This is a genomic window from Anabaena sp. CCY 9910, assembly GCF_963920875.1.
In the GTDB taxonomy this organism is placed as follows: domain Bacteria; phylum Cyanobacteriota; class Cyanobacteriia; order Cyanobacteriales; family Nostocaceae; genus Trichormus; species Trichormus variabilis.
Genome location: NZ_CAWUDJ010000044.1, coordinates 1 through 19,394, shown reverse-complemented (window position 1 = coordinate 19,394; position 19,394 = coordinate 1). Strand labels below are relative to the sequence as shown.

Sequence of the window (19,394 nt, the reverse complement as noted above, 5' to 3'; positions counted from 1 at the left end):
AGTTGGCTACGGTATCTCTTTTGCTTTTTCGATACAGATATACCACGAATAATTTCGTAATCTTAACGTTTTAAAGCAGATTTAATCTTTAATTGTTTTCCTAACTTGCAGGCTCAATCTAGTGCGATCGCTTGGTTTGAGTGGGCAAGGAAGGAGAGGATTGTGATTGCTATGTCAGGTGAGGTTGTGTATACGCCGGAGGGTGACGCGGTGGCACTGACGGAGATGATGGGGCGGTTTCCGGTGGGGGAATGATAGCGCAAGAAAACTGGCGATTACTGTAATATTAAAGGTACAGCAGGGCGGATACAGAAACTCAGTAGATGTTTGAAAAGCATCAAGTTTAGCTTGTGAGCTACAATGTGACATGAAACGAAAATTATATGGTACTGATTTAACAAATAAAATAAAAAAATATTTAGCTGTTAAATCCTGTTTCTAAATCAGGTGAGCGTCCAAGCAAAGTTAACATCTGAGAAATTATCTTATACTCTTTAGTTTCTGAAACACTTTCTTCAGAAATGCTATACAAAGCATTAAAAAAATTTGGATAAGTCATATTTTGAGAACAATGCCAAAGTACCTCATACTTAGAACAATAAGTTTTATAAATATTTATACGTATGTCTAAAAAAATATCATTTTCAAATTTTTTAATTATTTCCTCAAGTTCTTCATTTTCATATCCATATTCATCAATTAACTTTAGATTATTTTTAAGTTGATTCACAATACCAAACATTTGATTTTCTGTTAACGAATCCTTCAAGTTTTTAGCTGCTAAATTATTATACTCTTTGCTATATTCTAATAATTTAGTCAGAACCATAACCGCTTTTGGATTACCAAAGTCTATTATACCCAGAGCCTTAGCAGTACGCCAACGGAGCCATTCAATAATCCCACTAGGTCTACTATTTCGATTCAATCTATTTAATAATTGGGTAAGAGCATCGATAACTACTTTATTCTGAATTGCTATATCTTCTAAACAGCTAACAGAGTGACAGCAATTCTCTAAATTTTTATTTTGTAATATTTCCAGCAAAATTTGTATGGACTTTTGATTAGTAGGCTCAATTATACCTAATATCCGGGCAATGTAACAACGATTTATTTGTTGTTTTTCAATTTCTAAAAGCTTATTACAAATATCAACTACTTTTTGATTAGAAGTTTTGAGTGACGGTAATATATTAATACCACTAATACGAATCCAATCATGCTCAAGATTTTCTTTACAAAATAGCTCAAATAGGCATTCAATAGCCTTTTGATTATCAGGTGCAATTATCAGTAAGTTTTCAGCAGCCCAGAATCTTTGTGCTTCAATATCGGATGATTTCATGTATGAAAAATTCTGGTAATAGTCTAAAAACAGCATTTCACTAAGGTAATTAATAATTTCTGAGTTATCTGGATTTACTTCTTTTAAGGCTTTAGCAGCAAAATTATTAATAGGAGGATATGGTTCTTCTAATGCTAAATTAATCAAAGTTTCAATCGCCTTTTCATTTCCAGGATCAATCTTCGCTAAACTTTTAGCAGTAATACAAAGATCCCAGTTGTCAAGTTTAGCATTTAGTAAACTTGTGATAGCTTCAATTGCTTCCTTGGTACAACAATTTATACTACCTAACATATCTGCTATTTTACACTTAACCTCTAGAGGTGTGTAATCATTATGGATGAAGGAAATCAATGTATTGTAGAGCTTTCTCTGTTCAGTTTGCTTTAATACAGCTTTAGTTGCTTCAACAATTGGGTCTAGAAATGTCTTCCAACCGTTCTTTTGATTATTAAAATAACCAAAACTCCATTTAACAAGGCGTATAATAATTTCGTCAGCATAATTACAGTCTATAAATTCTGCAATACCCACTCCGGCTAGAAAGTAAGCTTTATACGAATAAAATCCCTTGCATCCATCTTCAAACTCTATTAATGCTTTAATAAGCTCTTCTTTCTGCCTATTAGATATTTGCTTATGAGTACGACCTAACCATAATAAAAATATTTCTCTCCACTGTGCTTCAAAAACTCGGTAACTTGCCTCTAGATGATTTGGGTTCTCAATAAGATGATTTAAAAAATAATGCCCATCATCAATCGCCAAAGCTGCAAAATACTCCTGAAATGTGGGATGAAAAAACGCATACACTGCTCTTGTATGATGCTCTGCCTCTACCCCCACTTTATTCAACCATCCCAGTCGTAACGCTATCGCAAATAAGGAGTCTGTATCATCTGGATCACCCAAATATTCATATACAAATTCCTGCCGTAACCGAAACCGCATTGCTTCTTTATCAATAGCATCTCGCGCCAATTCACCTAAAGCCGAATTTAAACGCCTACGTTGCTCCCCTGTAGTCACAAACAAACTCTTCTTCCATTCATAAAAATACGAGACAAACTGCTCATATAACCCTGCTTTTGTTTGGGGTAAATTGCCCTCACCTAAATGCCAATTCAAACACAGCAGTGTCAGCCGTAATGGGTTTTTTACCAAATCTCGAATCCTTTCTTTCCCTGGTTCCCTTAACGCCACACACAACTGCTGTCCTATCTGAATTTCTGCTGGTGATTGAGAACCAAACCATTTGCAAATAAACTCCTCTACTTGCTGAGGATAGGAAAACTCCAAAGTGCGATAGTTATCAAAGGAATCTAGGGTGTTCCTACCGTCATCCCAAAGATTTAAGCGGCAAGAAATTACAATCCGCGCTTGTTGTAGCAAACCACCTTGGCGAATTTGACGCTCAATTTCTCCTAATGGGTTGCCATCGGTGACTGGCATTTCATCAACCCCATCCAACACCAGCCATACTAACCCCCGGTTAAATTGCGCCACGAAATCATCTTTAACTTGGGTAGATGCTTCGGCTTGCCCTGCTGTCCGGGCTATTCCTTGCAACCATACCTCTAACAAATATGATTCCAGATCATGCGATCGCAAATCAGCCAGAGAAACCCAAATTACAACCGATTGCTCTATCTCCTTCGATACCCATTGAGCAATCTGCTGTAACAAGGTAGTTTTTCCTGCTCCTAGTTCTCCAATAATCGCAATGCGTCTTCCTTGGCTTCTGGGGCTTTGTCTGTCTCTTAATACCTGCTTAAGAAACTGATGATGCTCAAACGTTTGTGTAATTTCTGTTTCATGATAAAGTTCCGAACCTTTCTCTGGTAGAACATCTTCTTTTCGCCGACTCTGCTTTTTCCGCTCTACAAGTCCCAATGGCACATACACCTGCTCGGTTTGGTAGGTAATCCCCTCGCCAAATGTCAACGGATTTGTTGTCAGCCGCAGATGCTCATCTAACAGTGAGGAGCTAACTTGATGCCAATCAATATCTATTTTCTGCTGGCTAGGCTGTCCAATGTAAATATTGTAATTATCACCTCCAATCTGCCCAGCAATTATGTTGTCAGCATTAACCAAACCCCCGGCAAATTGGGCATTGCGTAAGTCATTGTTGTTGACTTGCTTCGTGTCTTCTGCGTCCGGCATAAGTCAGTTTGGGAAGTCTTCAGTGTCGTTGTTTTGAATGTTACCACCGATTTGCTGTGCGTCAACATTAGTAGCGTCCACGATGCCCCCGGCAAACTGCGAGTTATGTATGTTATAAATAGTAATACTATTTTGTAATACAGGCTTCTCTAGAAATTCTTGAACTTTAATCTCTTGTTCAGATGGTAATACGAAGTTAAGTATATTTGGATAATCATTATTCTTAGTAAGAAAATCTTGGTATTGGGCAGAAGAGAAATTTAAATTATCAATACTAAATTTACAATTTAAATCAAAATCAAATAAACTATATTTTGAGCGACATTCTAAATATATTATGAAACGATTATTTTGTTCGTCTTTTACCACATCTCGCTTAAATTCACGAGATGAATTTTGTGAATCCCTAATTTGAATAATATGAGGAACTGCATATATTGGCAAAGATAAAGAATACAAAGAAAGCTGATTAACTTCTGTAGTTATTCCTCTCCAAAAAATATTTAGTTCATATTGATTATTTAAGAACCGAAAAGTTCTTTTACCTAAACGCCGCGACTCACATTTTGCAAAACCTTTTATAAAAGTGTCACGATACTCTTTATCAAGAAAATAAACTGGCCCTTCTCTAGGTTCTTCATATTCATCGGCAAAAGCAACAATTATCTCACTGTTAGGCTCGGCAAGCATTCTAAATGTCTTTAAAGTGCCGTCATCTTCTAATTGCTCAATAATTAAGCTTTTTACAATCATACCACCTCCTGCTTCTAGAATTGGATACAGTTCAAGAACATCATGATTATTAATTCCTGCTAAATTGAGCGTATTAGAACGATCTAACTGCTGCCATGTACATTCTAAATGAATTGCATAATTAACCTCTATTGGCAGGTTCCATTCTTGTTGTGCGCGTTCTATAATCTGTTGTATGGTAGTTCTTCAGAACAATTAACTGTAGCCGCTTTAGTTTGATCAGCGTAATGAATAGTAAAAGACACCATAATTATTTAAAAGTATTTTAGAAAATTAAATATTAATGTCTACTCCGCCTCCTGCCATCCTTCAATTGATGCCAGCAGTATATTCACTAAAGGATGGTCTATTAACTCCTTAAATGCTTCCGTTCCCCTAGCCTTCAACGCATCAATTACCCGTGTTTTCAGTGGTGGGTTACTCTCAATCTCATCAACTGCTCTAGCCACAACAGTCATTTTCTGTGATGTAGTAGTCGTGGGGTATGTCTGGCTCAGTTGGTTGAGAAGCTGCTGAATGTCTGCTGCGGCTTGGGCGAGGTTCTGCTTTTGCTCTGGATTGTAGTTGGTGATGTTGCCGCCGATTTGGTTAGCAGTTACGGTGTCGGCGTTGACTAAACCACCTGCAAATTGAGCGTTTTGTAGGTTGAAGTTAGAAGTTTTGTTACTGACCCTTTGTTGGTTATTGTCACCCTGAACATTGTTGATATCACCACCAACATAAAAACCACCAGGATTGTTAGTCATAAAACCTACCTGCTCAACGTTTGAATAAAAATTAGGACGCTGTAGTGATGTTACTACCATATTCTGTAAATCAGCGATTCTGCTATCCTTTTCAGCTATTAGTGCTTTAACTTCTTGTTCTGCCAGAGCTTTTAGCTGATTATACATGGCGAAATACTCTGCACTTAGTTCGGATTTATCGGCAGCGATCGCTGTTTTGGCACGGAGCAAAAACTTATCCTCACCTCGCACTTCCATTCCTACAATCCGCAAATCTGCCTCTGGGTGATTTTCGGCTAACTGCTTGAACGAGATTGCAATCGCTCTGGGGTCAACGCCTTGACTATGGTACAAGTCGAGAGTATCAAAAATCGGTTTAATGAAATCACCAAATTCACCATCTGCAAACATTTCCTGGCGATTGTCTGGTTTACGGTGTGGGTCTGGGTTATCTGGGGTGGGCAGGCGCATATAAACGTATTCACACCGCACTCCGTCAAACTTGGTGTTGGTGGTGATGTTCCAGTCTTCGATGTATGCCCCTGTGAGAGTTGCGCCTGTGAAGTCAGTACCGTCGAGTTGGGTTTGCACTAGCCTGGCTCTGGTTAAATCTGCATCGTGTAAGTTAGCGTGGCTTAAGTCTGCGCCGTTAAAGCTGGCATCTTTTAAATTAGCTCCTTTTAAGTTTACTCCACGTAAATCTTGACGGTCAAAGCTCATGTTCTGTCCCTGACCTCTAATTAGTAACTGCTGTAGTTTGATATTTTGAAGATACGTGTTGCCAGGGCAAACACGGTGAAGCATTTTTACATTAAACCAAAGAGTAGATATAAGGACAGCATTTCTAAAATTTGCGCCTTTTAGCCAAGCTTTAGTGAAATTAGCATTGGTTAAGTCAGCATTGCAAAACCTTGTACTTCTTGTTGCAGCAATTAAAACAGCAACATTGCCGATTAAGAGATACTTTTCATCTCCTTTTAATGCTCGCCAAGCAACATAAATATTAAATAAAGCTAAAGTTCCAGCTACAAATGAGGTGATGGTCAAAGCTGTAGAGCCAGCTTTGGAAAAGATAAAAGCAAATACTCCTATGAAAGCAAAAGAAGAAGTTAAAATTCCGATTACACCACAGCATATGGCAAGTATTCCACCGTATGCAAAAGGTATGGCTAACCCTAAAGCTAAAACTAAAATTAGCCATACCATTTCTGAGCTTTTTTTGACACCTTGGTGTATGGTTAGTAAAAAGAAGGCGATCAATATGCTTAAGCTAACCCAACCTGCAATCTGATTGCCTAATTTAGCACCATCAAATATTCGAGAAACTAAGTAACCATAAATGAACCAGTAAACTCCCAACAATCCTGACCATACCCATAAGAGTATCATTAAAAAAATAGCCCAGCGTTTTTGCAGTCCTGCTTTCGCGCTAGTAAAATTTGCACCTACTAAATTTGCTCTACTAAAGTCTGCTCCCCGAATATCTGCATAGCTAAAGTTTGCGCCAGCTAAATCTTGACCTTTAAATGAACGACCTCTGAGATTCTGGTGAGAATAGTCTTGGAGCATAGCTAGGTTGCAGAGAGCAGGATTTACCTTGAATTTGTTTTAGTTATCGGCTTGCACGGACTTTAGCACAAAAATTCTTACTTGATATGGCGATATTTACAGAGAACGCCCACGTAAAATATAATATATTTAGATAAATTTATACCTACAACCCAGAAGTCCAGGTACAAACAGCCAAGTCTACCCAAAAAAAAAGCTCAGATGAAAATTTGCTGTCATGATGGCATGACTCACATCAACCAGCAGCCGCACCTGTGTCAGTCTTCGATTCCGTGATAGCTTATGAGTTTGACCACTTGCTGCACCACAATTATGATGATCGGTTGGAGGGCTGCGCTGTCATGCGTCATGCCGGACTGGAGGGTGCGGAAGGGGCAACTGGAATTTTGGGAGGGCGGGGATGAGTGAAAGACTGGTGTGGGAGGCATGAGCGATTACAGTCACTTTTAATTATATGGGACAAAACCAAACTTAATGCCACAACCGACACAGCCATGCTTACAAGACGGGAGAAACTACAGGTGTTTTGGTTAAGAAAGACGCTTAATGGCATTGTTGCAATCTTGTACATACGCATCGATTCCCAATATCTTAGACAGTGCAAGAGAATTGCGATAAGCAACAAGTGCATCCGATTTCCGATTGACGTATTCTAATGCTAAACCTAAATTAAACCAGGAATCGGCTTCTCCTTGAATGTCGCCGATTTCTTTAGCTATATCTAAAGACTGTTGGTGAAAATCAATTGCTAATTGGTACTGTTCTAAGTAACGGTAAGTATTGCCCAAGTTATTTAAGGAATTGCCTTCACCCTTGCGATCTCCTATCTCTCTAGCTATACTCAAAGACTGCTGATGGAAATTAATTGCCTGTTGGTACTGTTTCAAAGCGCAGTAAGCAATTCCTAAATTGTTCAAGGAACAACCTTCACCATTGCGATCTCCTATGTTCCTTTTAATTTCCAAACACTGTTGGTGGAAATCAATCGCTTGTTGGTACTGCCCCAGAGAGTTGTAAATATTACCCAGCCCCATTAAGTAATTACTTTCACCATAAAGATCGCCTGTCTCCCTAGCTATGGCTAATGACTGCTGAAAGAAATTAATTGCCTGTTGGTACTGTCCCAGGGAGTTATAAGCACTACCTAAATTGCCCAAGGCAATACTTTCACCACTAAGATTGCCTATCTGTCTATTGATTTCCAAAGACTGCTGAGAGAAGTCAATCGCCCGTTCGTACTGTCCCAGGGACTTGTAAGCATAGCCCAAATTATTTAAGGCACTACCTTCACCCTCGCGATCATTTATCTTCCTTTTAATTTCTAAAGATTGCTGGAGAAAACCAATTGCCCGTTGATACTGTCCTAGAGAGTTATATGCAATGCCTAAACCGTTTAAAGAATTACTTTCACAGTTAATATTGCCTTGTTCTCTAGATATATCTAGAGATTGCTGGTAACAGTTTATTTGCTGTTGATATTGTCCAAGGAAGTAAAAAGTATTACCCAATAAAATAAGAGCAGCATAATAATTACAATTTCCCCTGTCACCTATTTCTTCCCATTTACTCACCAACTGCCCAAATAATTCTACTTGGTCTGTGTAATAACCCCGTAAGGTCAAAAAATCATTGCAAACCGATATGCTATTAAAGGCAGAATTATAATCTTGCAATTGATATAAGTGATGAAAGATTTCCAAGTATTCTTTAACATCGTCTTTTGTTGTCCAAGGGAATTGTTTAGCCCTTGAGCGATAGTAATCAATAGCTCGTTGATGAGCCTCAGCCTGATCCCCAGATTTGTAGCGCACATATTCCAAAACTACTGGCTGAAACTCAAAGCATCGCTTGCCATTGATTTTTTCTAGCAACAAAGAACGCTTCACCAAATTTCTCAATTCTCTCTCAATTTCTCGTTCTGAAATTTCTGGTAAAACTGCTATTGCTGCTGGACTGTCAATCTCACCACGATAAACACTAATATTCAGTAATAATGCCTTTTGTAAGTCATTCAACCTATTAAAACTAGCATCCAATACCAAAACCATCCCTACATTTTCCCGGCGATGAATGCCTACCACTTGAGGATCTGTCAGCAACTGCCGCAGATTCCCCAAGCCTAAATCTGCTAGTCTGCTTAAATTTGGATCTTGTGAATATTCTTCTTTTAGTAAATCTGCTACCAATCTCAACAGTAGAGGATGCCCGTCTACTAATTCAACAAACTCTGCTAACTTTCCTCGAATACCCAATGCTTTTAGCAGTATGACCCCTTCATCTACTTGTAAACCTTTCAGAGTTAGCCATTGAAAGCCTTTTAATTCTGGTCTTTCCCTGGTAGTAATTAATACTTTACTATTAGCACCAGACTCGATCCATGCTTGAAAAAAGTCTCCATACAATAGACTTGCCCACTGCCTATCAGGTTGTAATAAGCTTTCCAAGTTATCAATAATTAGTAAAAATTGACCAGAACGTAAACAATTAACCAGTGCATCTACTAATTGCACTTCTTTTTCTGGAAGCCGAAAGCCAAATTCTATTAATACTTCTCTTGCTAAATCGCTGAAGCTTGCTCCATTACTGACATCAGCCCAAAATCGCTTCGGAAACCCTGTTATCTCATCAAAAATTTTAGCTGCCAGCATTGATTTACCAGTGCCACCAATGCCTTCTATGCCAATTAGAAAGATATTTTCATCAATTAACCATTGCTGTATTTGTGCAATTTCTGATTCTCTTCCTTGCCAGTAAGCCAAACTTTTACCGGGATTCCCAGCCTTAATTACCCCCGGTGATTCTGGTTGATGAATTTGTTGAAGCCGTTCTAGTATTGGTTCTATTCGGTCAACAATATTTTTGACTTCTGTTGGTGTCTGCTGGCTAAAATCGATATTAATATTGTAGACATCGCCACCAATCTGCCCAGCATTAACATTCTCAGCATTAATCAACCCGCCACCAAACTGGGCATTGAGTAAGTCGTTGTTATTGACTTGCTTCGGGTCTTCTGCGTCCGTCATGGGTTAATTTGGGAAGTCTTCAGTATTATTGTTTTGAATGTTACCACCAATTTGCTGTGCATCAACATTAATAGCATCTACTATACCACCTGCAAATTGAGAATTAGGTTGATAGTAAATTGAGACTTTATCACCAGTCTGAGCTAGTAACTGATTTTGCTGGTTAATTGTGGAAAATAGCTGGTTGATTACTTTTTCTTTATCTTCCAGTCTTGCTTGGTATTGTGCTTCTAATACTTTAGCTGCAAATTCATACCCCTGCATGAAATCACTGTGGATTTTCACCTTGTCTGCGTCAGGGGCAACAGCTACTCTAACTAAAAGAACACCATCACCCTTCTTTTCAATGCTTTGGACATCCAATTGTGCGCCTTGGTTTTCGACTTCTAGCTTTTTGAAGGAGTAGGCGAAAGCATCCCAGTCAATACCGTTGCGAAAGATTAGGTCTACAGTTTCTAAAGACTTTTGGAACAGTTTGGTAAACTCCCCAGGTGCGAAATTACCACTGCTGGGGCGGCGTTCTTGTTGACCTTGGCGAAGGTAGATATAGTCACAGATTACATCATTGAGGGTTGTAGAACTATTTATATTCCAATCCTCAATACAAGCTCCTGTAAGGTTAGCTCGATCCAATTTTGTAGAGATAAAAGATACTTCCTTCAGGTTTGCTCCTCTCAGATCAGCATTGCTAAGATCAGCATCGTTTAAGTTTTCACCAACTAAGTTGCGCGAATAATTTGGATTATTTAATATTTCCCAAACTATTTGCCATTTCACTTCCAAACGTGTAACTTTCTCTTTTCTCCCTAAAGGATCAAACTCGATATGTCTTAGTCTAAAGTTGACTTTACTTTCTCTGAAATTGGCAAAAGAAAGTTGAGCTTTTAGGAAATCTGCATTACTTAAGTCAGCACCGCAAAGATTAGCATCACGAAGATTAGCATCACGAAGATTAGCATCACGAAGATTAGCACCACGAAGATTAGCACTGCTCAGATCAGTGCCTTCAAGGTTAGCGCTGCTAAGGTCAGCGGCTTCAAGGTTAGCTCCGCCAAGACTAGTTCTTGATATATCGACACCACTAAGAATCCGGCTATATTTAGGATTATTCAATATGTTCCATACAATATAATATTTATCTTCGATTTTTGTAGAGGAGTCAATTAAGACGCTACGTAGAGGAATTTCTCTACTTATACTTATTAAATTAGCACCACATAAATTTGTCCTCAAGAAGTAAGCATTTTCAGTAGTTCTACTTTCATATGTTGCATATTTTTTCAGCTTACATCCTGTAAAGTTGGCATTTTTACAATTAGTATCTATAAGTTTGGTACCGGCGAGATTAGCATTTTCAAGATTGGCACCTTCAAGATTGGCACTTTTAAGGTTAGCACCTCTAAGGTTGGCACCTTCAAGATTGGCACTTTTAAGGTTAGCACCTTCGAGATTGGCATTAATGAGGTTAGCATTTCTAAGATCGGAGTTCCTGAGATCCGCCTTCATGAGTGCCGCACAAGGAAGTCTTGCATTACTAAGAGTAATAGATTGCATGATTGCATCTTCAAACTCAGCAGAATGAAGCTCAACCGCACTAAGATTAGCTTTGCTCAGATTAGTATTTCTAAAATTAGCTTTCTCTAAGTTTATCTTGCCATCAGAGCATACCTTAAGGTCATCAATAACATGGATATTTATATTGCTAAGATCAGTCTTTACACCTGAGTTTTTCTGTCGCCACTCATTCCAAACCTCCACCCCTTGCCGCAATATTGCCAGATGCTCCTCATTCGCCATCACCAGCTAACCCCTCTGCTCACCTATTGCCAACAAACTACTCTGCATCCTGCCACTCGTCGATTGATGCCAGCAGTATATTAATCAAAGGGTTGTTGATTAACTCCTTCAACGCTTCCGTTCCCCCAGCCTTCAACGCACCTATCACCCGTGCTTTTAGTGTTGGGTTACTCTCAATCTCATCCACTGCCTTGGCCACAACTGTCATTTTCTCCGATGTCGTTGCAGTGGGGTATGTCTGGCTCAGTTGGTTGAGAAGCTGCTGAATTTCGGCTGCGGCTTGGGCAAGGTTCTGTTTTTGTTCGGGGTTATAGTTGGTGATGTTGCCGCCGATTTGATTTGCGTTTACGGTGTCGGCGTTGACTAGACCACCACCGAATTGAGCGCCTTTAAGATCAAAGTTAGATTGTTTCTTAGAACTTTCTGACATAGATTCGCTTTCTGATTTAGCTATATTTTGAATATTTATAGACTGACTTGTAGCCATTTTATTTATAATATTTAATAAATTTGCATTTTGTTGTAAATTATCTTCATAAACTTGACGATAAATGCTCATTTGATTGTTTTTATTTTTTAATTCTCCTTCGTATTTTGCTTCTATAGCTTTCAGTGCATTTTTGTATTTTTGTCTAAAAATATTAGAAATATTTGCTTTATTGGCTCCTTCAGGAACTTGAACTTTTATTACTAAAACATTATTATTCTTGTTTTCAATACTTTGAATATTTAGCTCAATACCTTCATTGTCAACAATTATTTTATAAGTAGACAAAAAAGCTTCCCAAACAATCCCATTTTTGAATGTGAAGTTAATGCTTTTATGGGAATCTATATTATCTGAATTTGCTTGTTCATTCTCTTGATAAATTCTAATAGGATAAATATATTTAAGCTTTTTAGCATTATTCCAACAGACGTTAGTTAGGTTAGCTTTTTCAAAGTTTGTATTTTTTAGTTTGGCATGACTGAAATTGGCATCACTTAAGTTGGCTAAACGAAATTTAGTGCCTTTCGTAGCAGCAACAGCTATAGAAATTTCTTTAAGACCAGTCTCATACTTTTTAGAACTTGTAACAAATACTCCCATATAGGCACTTAAAATCACGAAAATTCCAGTAAAAATTCCAGATTCATAAATATTAAAAACTGAGATAATGAAAGCGAAAAGAAGAAAGATAGTGACAATAATAGTGAAAAAAATTAAGACAAAAAATTTTTCAGACTCCAAAACTGCTATTGCAACTCCGGCAGTCACCGCAATACTCATAATGCCAACAACAGTAAAAAATATAATAAAAACGATAGTCACAGTCAAAGCAACTGCTACGGCAAAATTCCCAAGAACATTTACTTTAGCATTGGTAGTAATGTCTAAAATAATACTTGTAATTACTGCCATAGCTACTGCCACAGTAAAGACTAAACAAAGTGCTTCTAAACCTGCTACAAATCTCTTATGAATAGTAAAAGCAACAGCAAATATAATTGAACAAATTATGCCAAATTTAAAGCTAATATTGATATTATTAGAAAACGTAAGAATGGCTGTTAATACAATATGAGTAAATAGTAAACATATCCCTATAAATGCTGTCAATAAAGATGAAATTATAATCAATGCAATTGCCCAATATAACGGTAGTCCAGCTTCAGCATGACTAAAGTTTGCCCCGCTCAAATTAGACCCACTAAAATCTACCCCTCGGATATCTGCATAGCTAAAGTTTGCCCCGCCCAAGTCTTCGCCTTTGAACGAACGACCTCTGAGATTTTGACCAGAGAAATCTTTTTGCATGGTTAGGCAAATAAAAGCGATAGTTTATACTGTATAAAGCTTAAGTATGTGCTTGTACGAAGTTTAGCACAAGATTTCTTGGCAAGTAAACGGATATTGGTTGCTATAATCTCCTTTTCAGTTTTTATTGGTAATACTCCAGCAGATTCATTATTTTTGTCAGATTTCCAAGCACATCAAGCGTGATGGTAGACCTTGGTTTTGGAAGACGCGCAAGGATTGGGGGCAAACACTGCCATTTCTCTCCACATCAGCAATCAGACGAGCGATGGCGTAACCGCCCAGCGTAGCTGATCGCCAACTTAAGGGATAATTTCAAGTTGATTGATGTCTGCCGCCACAGTGAAAAGACTTGGTATCAAGCGAACTGGTTCACTGTGAACGTCGAGAACGTACAAGCCTTGTGGAATCGCATTTGTCAAAATCAGCAGATCGACGTGAGCAATTTGGACATATCGATCTGCTCACTCCCAGCAGATCATATCAAAGACTTCCACTACAAAGACTTCGCTTCACAACAACACAGTGCTGTTGAGCCTTTTAAAAGCGAGGAAGTGGAAAACGAGAATTTGGAATGTGACCAGGAAGAAGCAGGGCAAACCCCAGAACCAGAGTTGCCCCAGGTTAGTCGCTACGTTGATGAACCAGGACAGGTTAACTCGACTAGCGAGACAGACCATCATGGGGGTAATTCTTCCGCCGCCGTGTCAGGTTTTCATAACGAAGACTCTGGTGATGATGATTACACCGAACCACAAGAAAAATCAGTAGAGCCTAGTCAGCAAGAAGTGCAGGAGGTATTGCAGCAGTTACGAGAGATTCCTTGCACCCCGCAGTTTCGGCTTAACGGGGAGATTCAGCGTACAGTTAAGCAGTATTGGGAGAATGTGCCGGGGGCGATCGCTTATTTGAAGGAGGCAGTGCGAACTTGGAAAGGGGTCAAGTCACCGGAGGCTGTGTTTGTCGCGGCTTGCAAGGAGGGCAGAAAAGTGGAAACGCAACAGGTTAAGTCGGCGGCGATCGCTTGGTTTGAGCGGGCGAGGAAGCAAAGGATTGTGATTGCGATGTCAGGGAAGGTTGTGTATACGCCGGATGGTGAGGCGGTTGCGGTTGCGGAGATGATGCGGCGGTTTCCGGTGCAGGGATGAGTAACCAGAATCAGAACAACTTGTAGGGTTTTGGGGCTAAAATTTTTAATTGTTGGGTCTACAAAAATACAATGCCCCGTCCACGACTTTAGCAACTATGGCACTCATGACCGCTTGAGTAACGATTGCATCACTCAGTGGCATCCGGCATTTTTGCAATTGGGGCAGACTTTAGAAGAATGTGCGGCGAAGTACCGCAAATTTTGCCAGAAATACAAACCAAAGCCGAAGCCAGAAAATCGGAACCACTGGGGAAGTCGCTTCTTGCCATTGATAGTGAAAGGGGCGAAGGCGAAAAAGTTATCACCTGGGCAAATGAGCTTACCTTGGAACAAGCAAAAAGTGACTGAAAGTACGGAGGTACATGAGGTAGCAGCAAAATTTGTTCAGGCGAACTGATATCAGCCGCCAGTGCCAGGTATCGGATTCATGAAATGCTGATTAGTGCGTGGAAAATGAGGCAGAAATAAATGTTTACAAACTTTTGAAAGCTTATATGTTAAAGTTCACAAGTCGCAACGGGAGAAAAGAAAGACCCCAAGCGCCCCAAAACCAACCTCTATAGTTGAGGTAGGTAGCGCCCCCTCCCAAGTCCTATCATTGATTCCAGTCCTATCATTGATGATTTCATTGGCTATATTACCTGCTTGGTAATTAGACCATCCAAGTCTCCTAGCAAACCGCAAGTAATTTTCGGTATCTTTAGGAGTCCAGTCTTCTAGTTTTATACCTAGCCGATTCCCATTGTGAATCCATATCTTCTTCTGCACACTAAAGCCAAAACGTTTGTCTGAATTGCTATACCAAAGGTCGTTTATTGTTTGCAGGTCTGGACAAGAAAAATTATTTATTTGCTCATAATTTAAATATCCTTCTTTTTCTCTTTTAGCGATATTAAGCATCAGTTTATTTGTTTCACTGTCAGCCGCTTCCCAGTTTTTAGCTTTTAAATAGTATTCAAGTTGAGCATATAAATGTTGTGTTAATGATGCTTCAAAGTCTTTATCTTGATGGTTTAGATCCCTTAAACTCCGATAAACTGACTCAATATTTTCACCTGTAAGCAACTGATTATCTTTAGTAAAATCAGTTTCATTACGATGAGCTTTTAAAATTTTAAAAGCTTTACTATATGATTCTATTGCTTCCTGAGTTTTTCCATTCTGGGCTAGTAAATCACCTTGGATTTTATGTACCAATACTTGAACTTGTAAACCTTGGGTTGAATCTAAAGTTTTATTGTCTGCTTGTTCTAAAAAATACTGACTTTGCTTGATATCTAATTCTGCTTCTTCTACCTTTTTCAGTTGTTGATATACTTGGGATCTAGCAGCAAATACTAATGCTTGTTTAAGTTGATAATTATTGATATTAAAAGATAAGGCAGATAATTTCAAAGCTTTAGTTGAGCTAAAAGTAATATCTTGTGAGCTAGAATTTTCCTTACTCTGTAATTCCCCAGCTAATTTATTTAATTCTTGAACAGCTTCAACTTCTTTTTGAGTTTCATGAAGTTGTTTTCTAGACGATAATCCAATAGCTAATGCTGCCAGAAATGTAACAAACAAAGCGACAAACCCAACACTAATTATTCTTTTAGCCTTCGTGTTAGCCTTACTAAGCAATTGATTTCTTGCCTCAGCCGCTTCTCTATCCTCTTTCTCACGTTTAAAAGCAGCTTCTTGTTCTTGGATAGCAATTTTCTCCTGAATTTCTTTTTCTTTACTAGCTGCTAAATACTGTTTATCCTGATAACTTAAATTTTTATCCTTTGCCCATTCTTCTGCTTCTTGTAACGCATTGCCTCTCAGCAACCGTGATTCATCAACACCACCCGATGCCACCCAAAAGCGAAAGTTTTCTGAATATGGGCGCAAATTATTTAATTGAGTCTCAATCCAACTGGAGTTAAATATTTCCCAGTAAATCTGGTTATATATCCTCAGTTTACCTTCCTGTCTAACAACTAATCCCGAAAGCTGTAGCTCACTTTGTTCTAACGTATCGTCTGCGATAATGAGTGATCGCTCCTGAGCCAATCTGACTTGCTGGTATAACTCAAGTAAATACCCAGCCCGTTGCTCATCTCGCAAAATCCTGGCTTGAATTGTTCGCAAATGCTCAGGTTCATCCTGTGATTCCCAGTTTTTGATGATCCGTGATCTAACAACTTGCTCAACTGAACGGGGATCTTCCAGCGTTGATTCCTCAACCATAAACTGACACAGCTTTTGAGTTAGGAATGGTTGCCCCCCAGTCCACTGCAAAATCTCCTGCATTATTATATGGGGATTAGTGAATTGACCATGTAATCCTTTTTCTAATGGCTCAATTTCATGCAATTGAAAACCCTTAAGGGAAATTGCTTGACCAATATTAAACGGGGTACGATTCTTATCTTGTATTAAGCTAGTTGGTGATGCTACTCCCAGTAAACAAAATGTGAGACGGTTGTATTCTGGGTTATCAACTCGCAAGTTATAACAAGAACGGATAAAAGCAAAAAAGTCATCCGTAGGAAAATTCAGACTGAGTACACTATCAATCTCGTCAATAAAAATTACAATATTTTCAGTAATTTCAGTTAACAGTATCTTAGTAAGAAAGTTGCTAAATCTTAGTAATGGAGAGTTTACGTTATTCTGCTCCCACCAGCTTTTAAAGTCTACATCTAAGACAAAACTATCAATAAGCTTAACAATCAAATCTGCATACCAGTTCTCCTGAGTTGCTGTCTGAATGCTAATAGATGACAAGTCAATAGCTGCACATTCTACTCCAGCTTCACTCAAGCGGCTCATTGTTCTGACACGCAAGCTAGACTTACCACTCTGCCTTGAATTTAATACATAACAAAACCTTCCTTGTAATAATGCCTCATACAATTCATCATCTGCTTGGCGTTTGACATACGTGCTGGCATTTTCAGGTAAGCTTCCAGAGAAAATGTACTGGTCGTGCATAGATTACCTCAATCTTGCCAAGAAATACTGTCGGTACAAATCACAACTAGCAACACAGTCATTGCGTACTATTTTAACTAGCCCCAAACTATGTAATTTAAAAGTAACCTCTGGACTAAGTTGTACTGCCTGATCTGCTGTTATTACTCTTTTATAACTCTCCTTTAACTGAGCATCTTTCTCTAATGCTTCTAGTTGCTGCCGTAGATGATAACTGAAAATTCCTTGTTCTGTTGGTGCTAATGTTAATAGTTCTTGTAACGATACTTCCTGCTCTTTGAGTTGAGAAATTACTTCTTGCACTAAATACGGATGTCCACCTATCAAACTAATTAACTGCTCCAATCCTTCTTGTGAAAAAAGATGATCTAGCCCATATAGCCTAATCATCTCTTGGATCTGCTGCTGGTTAAACTCAGGTAACTCTACTGCTACCCCCACATTAAATGGTGAACGGTTTATGTCCAATGTTGGGTAAACCTCTGTAGAGTTAACTACTATTAATCGTAATTTCTTCCAAATTTTTCCCATTCTATCCCCTTGCTTCGCTGTTTCATACCAACTCCGCAATAGTAAATAGAACTCGGAAAATATATTGTCATGTTCAAATAATCTCTCAAAATTATCTATAGCAAAAACTAAATTAGTATTGATATTCGATAATATATATCTTTGAAAATAACGAGTGCAGCCTGTATTAATCCCTAAGTTATCTTGCCAATATTCTTCTGTTTTATCTTCTAGATTCAGCCTATCAGAAACATTCACACATAACCAATGCAAGAAGGTTTTCAAGTCAATTAAAGTAGAATTATCAGCAAGTTTTAAATCTAGTTTTATTGTTTCGTAACTTTGTTTTCTAGCATAATCTAGTATTTTCTCTAGTAAAAGACTTTTACCCATTCGCTGAGGGGCTTTGATGCGGATTAACGCCCCTGGTTGCACAATTGCGTTGTAGCATTTGTCCTCAATTGGTGGGCGTTCTATGTATATATCTTTTTCTGCTTCTACTCTTGGCTTCTCAGTAGTTTGCAACTGCTGCTCCATTGCATCTAACTTGTCACCAAGTTCTCTTAATGTGCGTTCTTCGGTCTGAAGTTGTTGCTCATACTGAAACTTGCGTGATGGATCTGTTTCAATCACCCATGCGTTTCTTAGCCTGTCAACTTTTTGGCTTTGCAGTGTATAAACTTTCTCAAGGGAATCTCGTTCTTGCGGCGATGAACTACGCCCCGCCGTAGGCGATCGCTCTTTTCTCTGCGGTGATGAGGGTGTATTACCTGATGTTGCCTGCTGCTGACCGAAATGAATATTGTATACGTTCCCGCCCATTTGCCCAACACTTACCGTATCGGCATTAATTAATCCGCCATTAAATTGGGCATTGCGTAAGTCGTTGTTAATGACTTGTTTTTCTGTCTGCCCTTTCAAGCTTCTATCAGGCTTTGGAGTCAGAATTTCTTCTTGGAGAAACTCCTTAATAAATTGAACTAGTAACCGATGTTGTACTGCATCTTTATTGGCAGGAGTTGCAATTGTACTGTGATCTGAGCCGGGAACCTTAAATGAGTTTCCAAAATACTTTGCACCAGAGAAAGGTTCAACAATTTGTTTTTTTATAAATCCTTTACCGTATAGTGGCAAATCTTCAATCAACTCTTTGCCTTTAATTTGTAAATCCTTGTTTCCTTTGAGATTGATAAAATCTTTATCTAAATCATTGAGCCACACATTACTTTGAGAGAATCTCAGTGCGCTGGCTTGAGTATGCCCCATAACACTTGATAGAAGCCCCAACATATTTGCATAGTCAGAACCCAAAGAAGGTGATGCTACTAAAAATAGACCAATCCTATTCAAACCTCTTTCAACTAGCATTGAATGTTGGTTGACAAGAAACCGTCTTGTTACAATCCCTCCCATACTATGACAGACAAATATAATCCCTGTGCTACTAATTAAATCATCCAATAAAAAGTATTCTCTAAGAGAATCAACAATATCACTTAAGCTATAAAAACCTGTATTAATACCAGTACGATAAGAAAATTCGGCGTTGCATAATAGAGGGATGAATTGAGGTCATCTACTGTGCAATGTCCAT

Annotated in this window: 12 protein-coding genes; 4 read left to right on the top strand and 8 right to left on the bottom strand. The window is 38.6% G+C overall.

All coding sequences use genetic code 11. The features are described 5' to 3' along the window. The first annotated feature begins 105 nt into the window (after positions 1 to 105). Positions 106 to 255 (top strand): hypothetical protein, encoded by a 150-nt coding sequence (locus tag ACM5QX_RS24045; RefSeq protein ID WP_414755843.1) that lies wholly within the window; start codon positions 106 to 108, stop codon positions 253 to 255. 163 nt (positions 256 to 418) lie between these two features. Here ACM5QX_RS24045 and ACM5QX_RS24040 read toward each other — a convergent pair whose 3' ends face one another. The 3 genes from ACM5QX_RS24040 to ACM5QX_RS24030 all read right to left on the bottom strand — a co-directional run bounded on the left by ACM5QX_RS24040 (position 419) and on the right by ACM5QX_RS24030 (position 6,561). Continuing rightward, positions 419 to 3,514, bottom strand: a complete 3,096-nt coding sequence (locus tag ACM5QX_RS24040; RefSeq protein WP_414755842.1) for an NACHT domain-containing protein — start codon at positions 3,512 to 3,514, stop codon at positions 419 to 421. A 3-nt stretch (positions 3,515 to 3,517) separates the two neighbouring features. Continuing rightward, a complete protein-coding gene (locus ACM5QX_RS24035) occupies positions 3,518 to 4,267 on the bottom strand; it encodes a hypothetical protein (RefSeq protein WP_414755841.1) in 750 nt (249 codons plus the stop codon). 287 nt (positions 4,268 to 4,554) lie between these two features. Continuing rightward, positions 4,555 to 6,561 (bottom strand): pentapeptide repeat-containing protein, encoded by a 2,007-nt coding sequence (locus ACM5QX_RS24030; RefSeq protein WP_414755840.1) that lies wholly within the window; start codon positions 6,559 to 6,561, stop codon positions 4,555 to 4,557. A 254-nt stretch (positions 6,562 to 6,815) separates the two neighbouring features. On the opposite strand from ACM5QX_RS24030, the gene ACM5QX_RS24025 reads away from it, so the two are divergent. Beyond that, the gene (locus ACM5QX_RS24025) at positions 6,816 to 6,965 is read left to right on the top strand and encodes a hypothetical protein (RefSeq protein WP_414755839.1); all 150 of its coding nucleotides are present in this window, start codon (positions 6,816 to 6,818) and stop codon (positions 6,963 to 6,965) included. Between the two features lie 126 nt (positions 6,966 to 7,091). Here ACM5QX_RS24025 and ACM5QX_RS24020 read toward each other — a convergent pair whose 3' ends face one another. The 3 genes from ACM5QX_RS24020 to ACM5QX_RS24010 are packed head-to-tail and all read right to left on the bottom strand — an operon-like array spanning position 7,092 to position 13,179. Next, the gene (locus tag ACM5QX_RS24020) at positions 7,092 to 9,584 is read right to left on the bottom strand and encodes a tetratricopeptide repeat protein (protein ID WP_414755838.1); all 2,493 of its coding nucleotides are present in this window, start codon (positions 9,582 to 9,584) and stop codon (positions 7,092 to 7,094) included. 3 nt (positions 9,585 to 9,587) lie between these two features. Continuing rightward, positions 9,588 to 11,381, bottom strand: a complete 1,794-nt coding sequence (locus ACM5QX_RS24015; RefSeq protein WP_414755837.1) for a pentapeptide repeat-containing protein — start codon at positions 11,379 to 11,381, stop codon at positions 9,588 to 9,590. Between the two features lie 37 nt (positions 11,382 to 11,418). Then, positions 11,419 to 13,179, bottom strand: coding sequence for a pentapeptide repeat-containing protein (locus ACM5QX_RS24010; protein WP_414755836.1), 1,761 nt, complete (start codon positions 13,177 to 13,179; stop codon positions 11,419 to 11,421). A gap of 446 nt (positions 13,180 to 13,625) precedes the next feature. Here ACM5QX_RS24010 and ACM5QX_RS24005 point away from each other — a divergent pair, with 446 nt between their 5' ends. After that, on the top strand, positions 13,626 to 14,327 hold the full coding sequence (locus ACM5QX_RS24005) for a hypothetical protein (protein ID WP_414755835.1): 702 nt from the start codon (positions 13,626 to 13,628) through the stop codon (positions 14,325 to 14,327). 137 nt (positions 14,328 to 14,464) lie between these two features. Then, a complete protein-coding gene (locus ACM5QX_RS24000; protein ID WP_414755834.1) occupies positions 14,465 to 14,677 on the top strand; it encodes a hypothetical protein in 213 nt (70 codons plus the stop codon). A gap of 156 nt (positions 14,678 to 14,833) precedes the next feature. Here the strand turns inward: ACM5QX_RS24000 and ACM5QX_RS23995 are convergent, their stop codons facing one another. Next, positions 14,834 to 17,290 carry an AAA-like domain-containing protein gene (locus tag ACM5QX_RS23995; RefSeq protein ID WP_414755833.1) on the bottom strand — a complete coding sequence of 819 codons (2,457 nt, stop codon included), beginning with the start codon at positions 17,288 to 17,290 and terminating at the stop codon, positions 14,834 to 14,836. Between the two features lie 3 nt (positions 17,291 to 17,293). Beyond that, a complete protein-coding gene (locus tag ACM5QX_RS23990) occupies positions 17,294 to 19,168 on the bottom strand; it encodes an AAA-like domain-containing protein (protein ID WP_414755832.1) in 1,875 nt (624 codons plus the stop codon). Positions 19,169 to 19,394 lie beyond the last annotated feature (226 nt).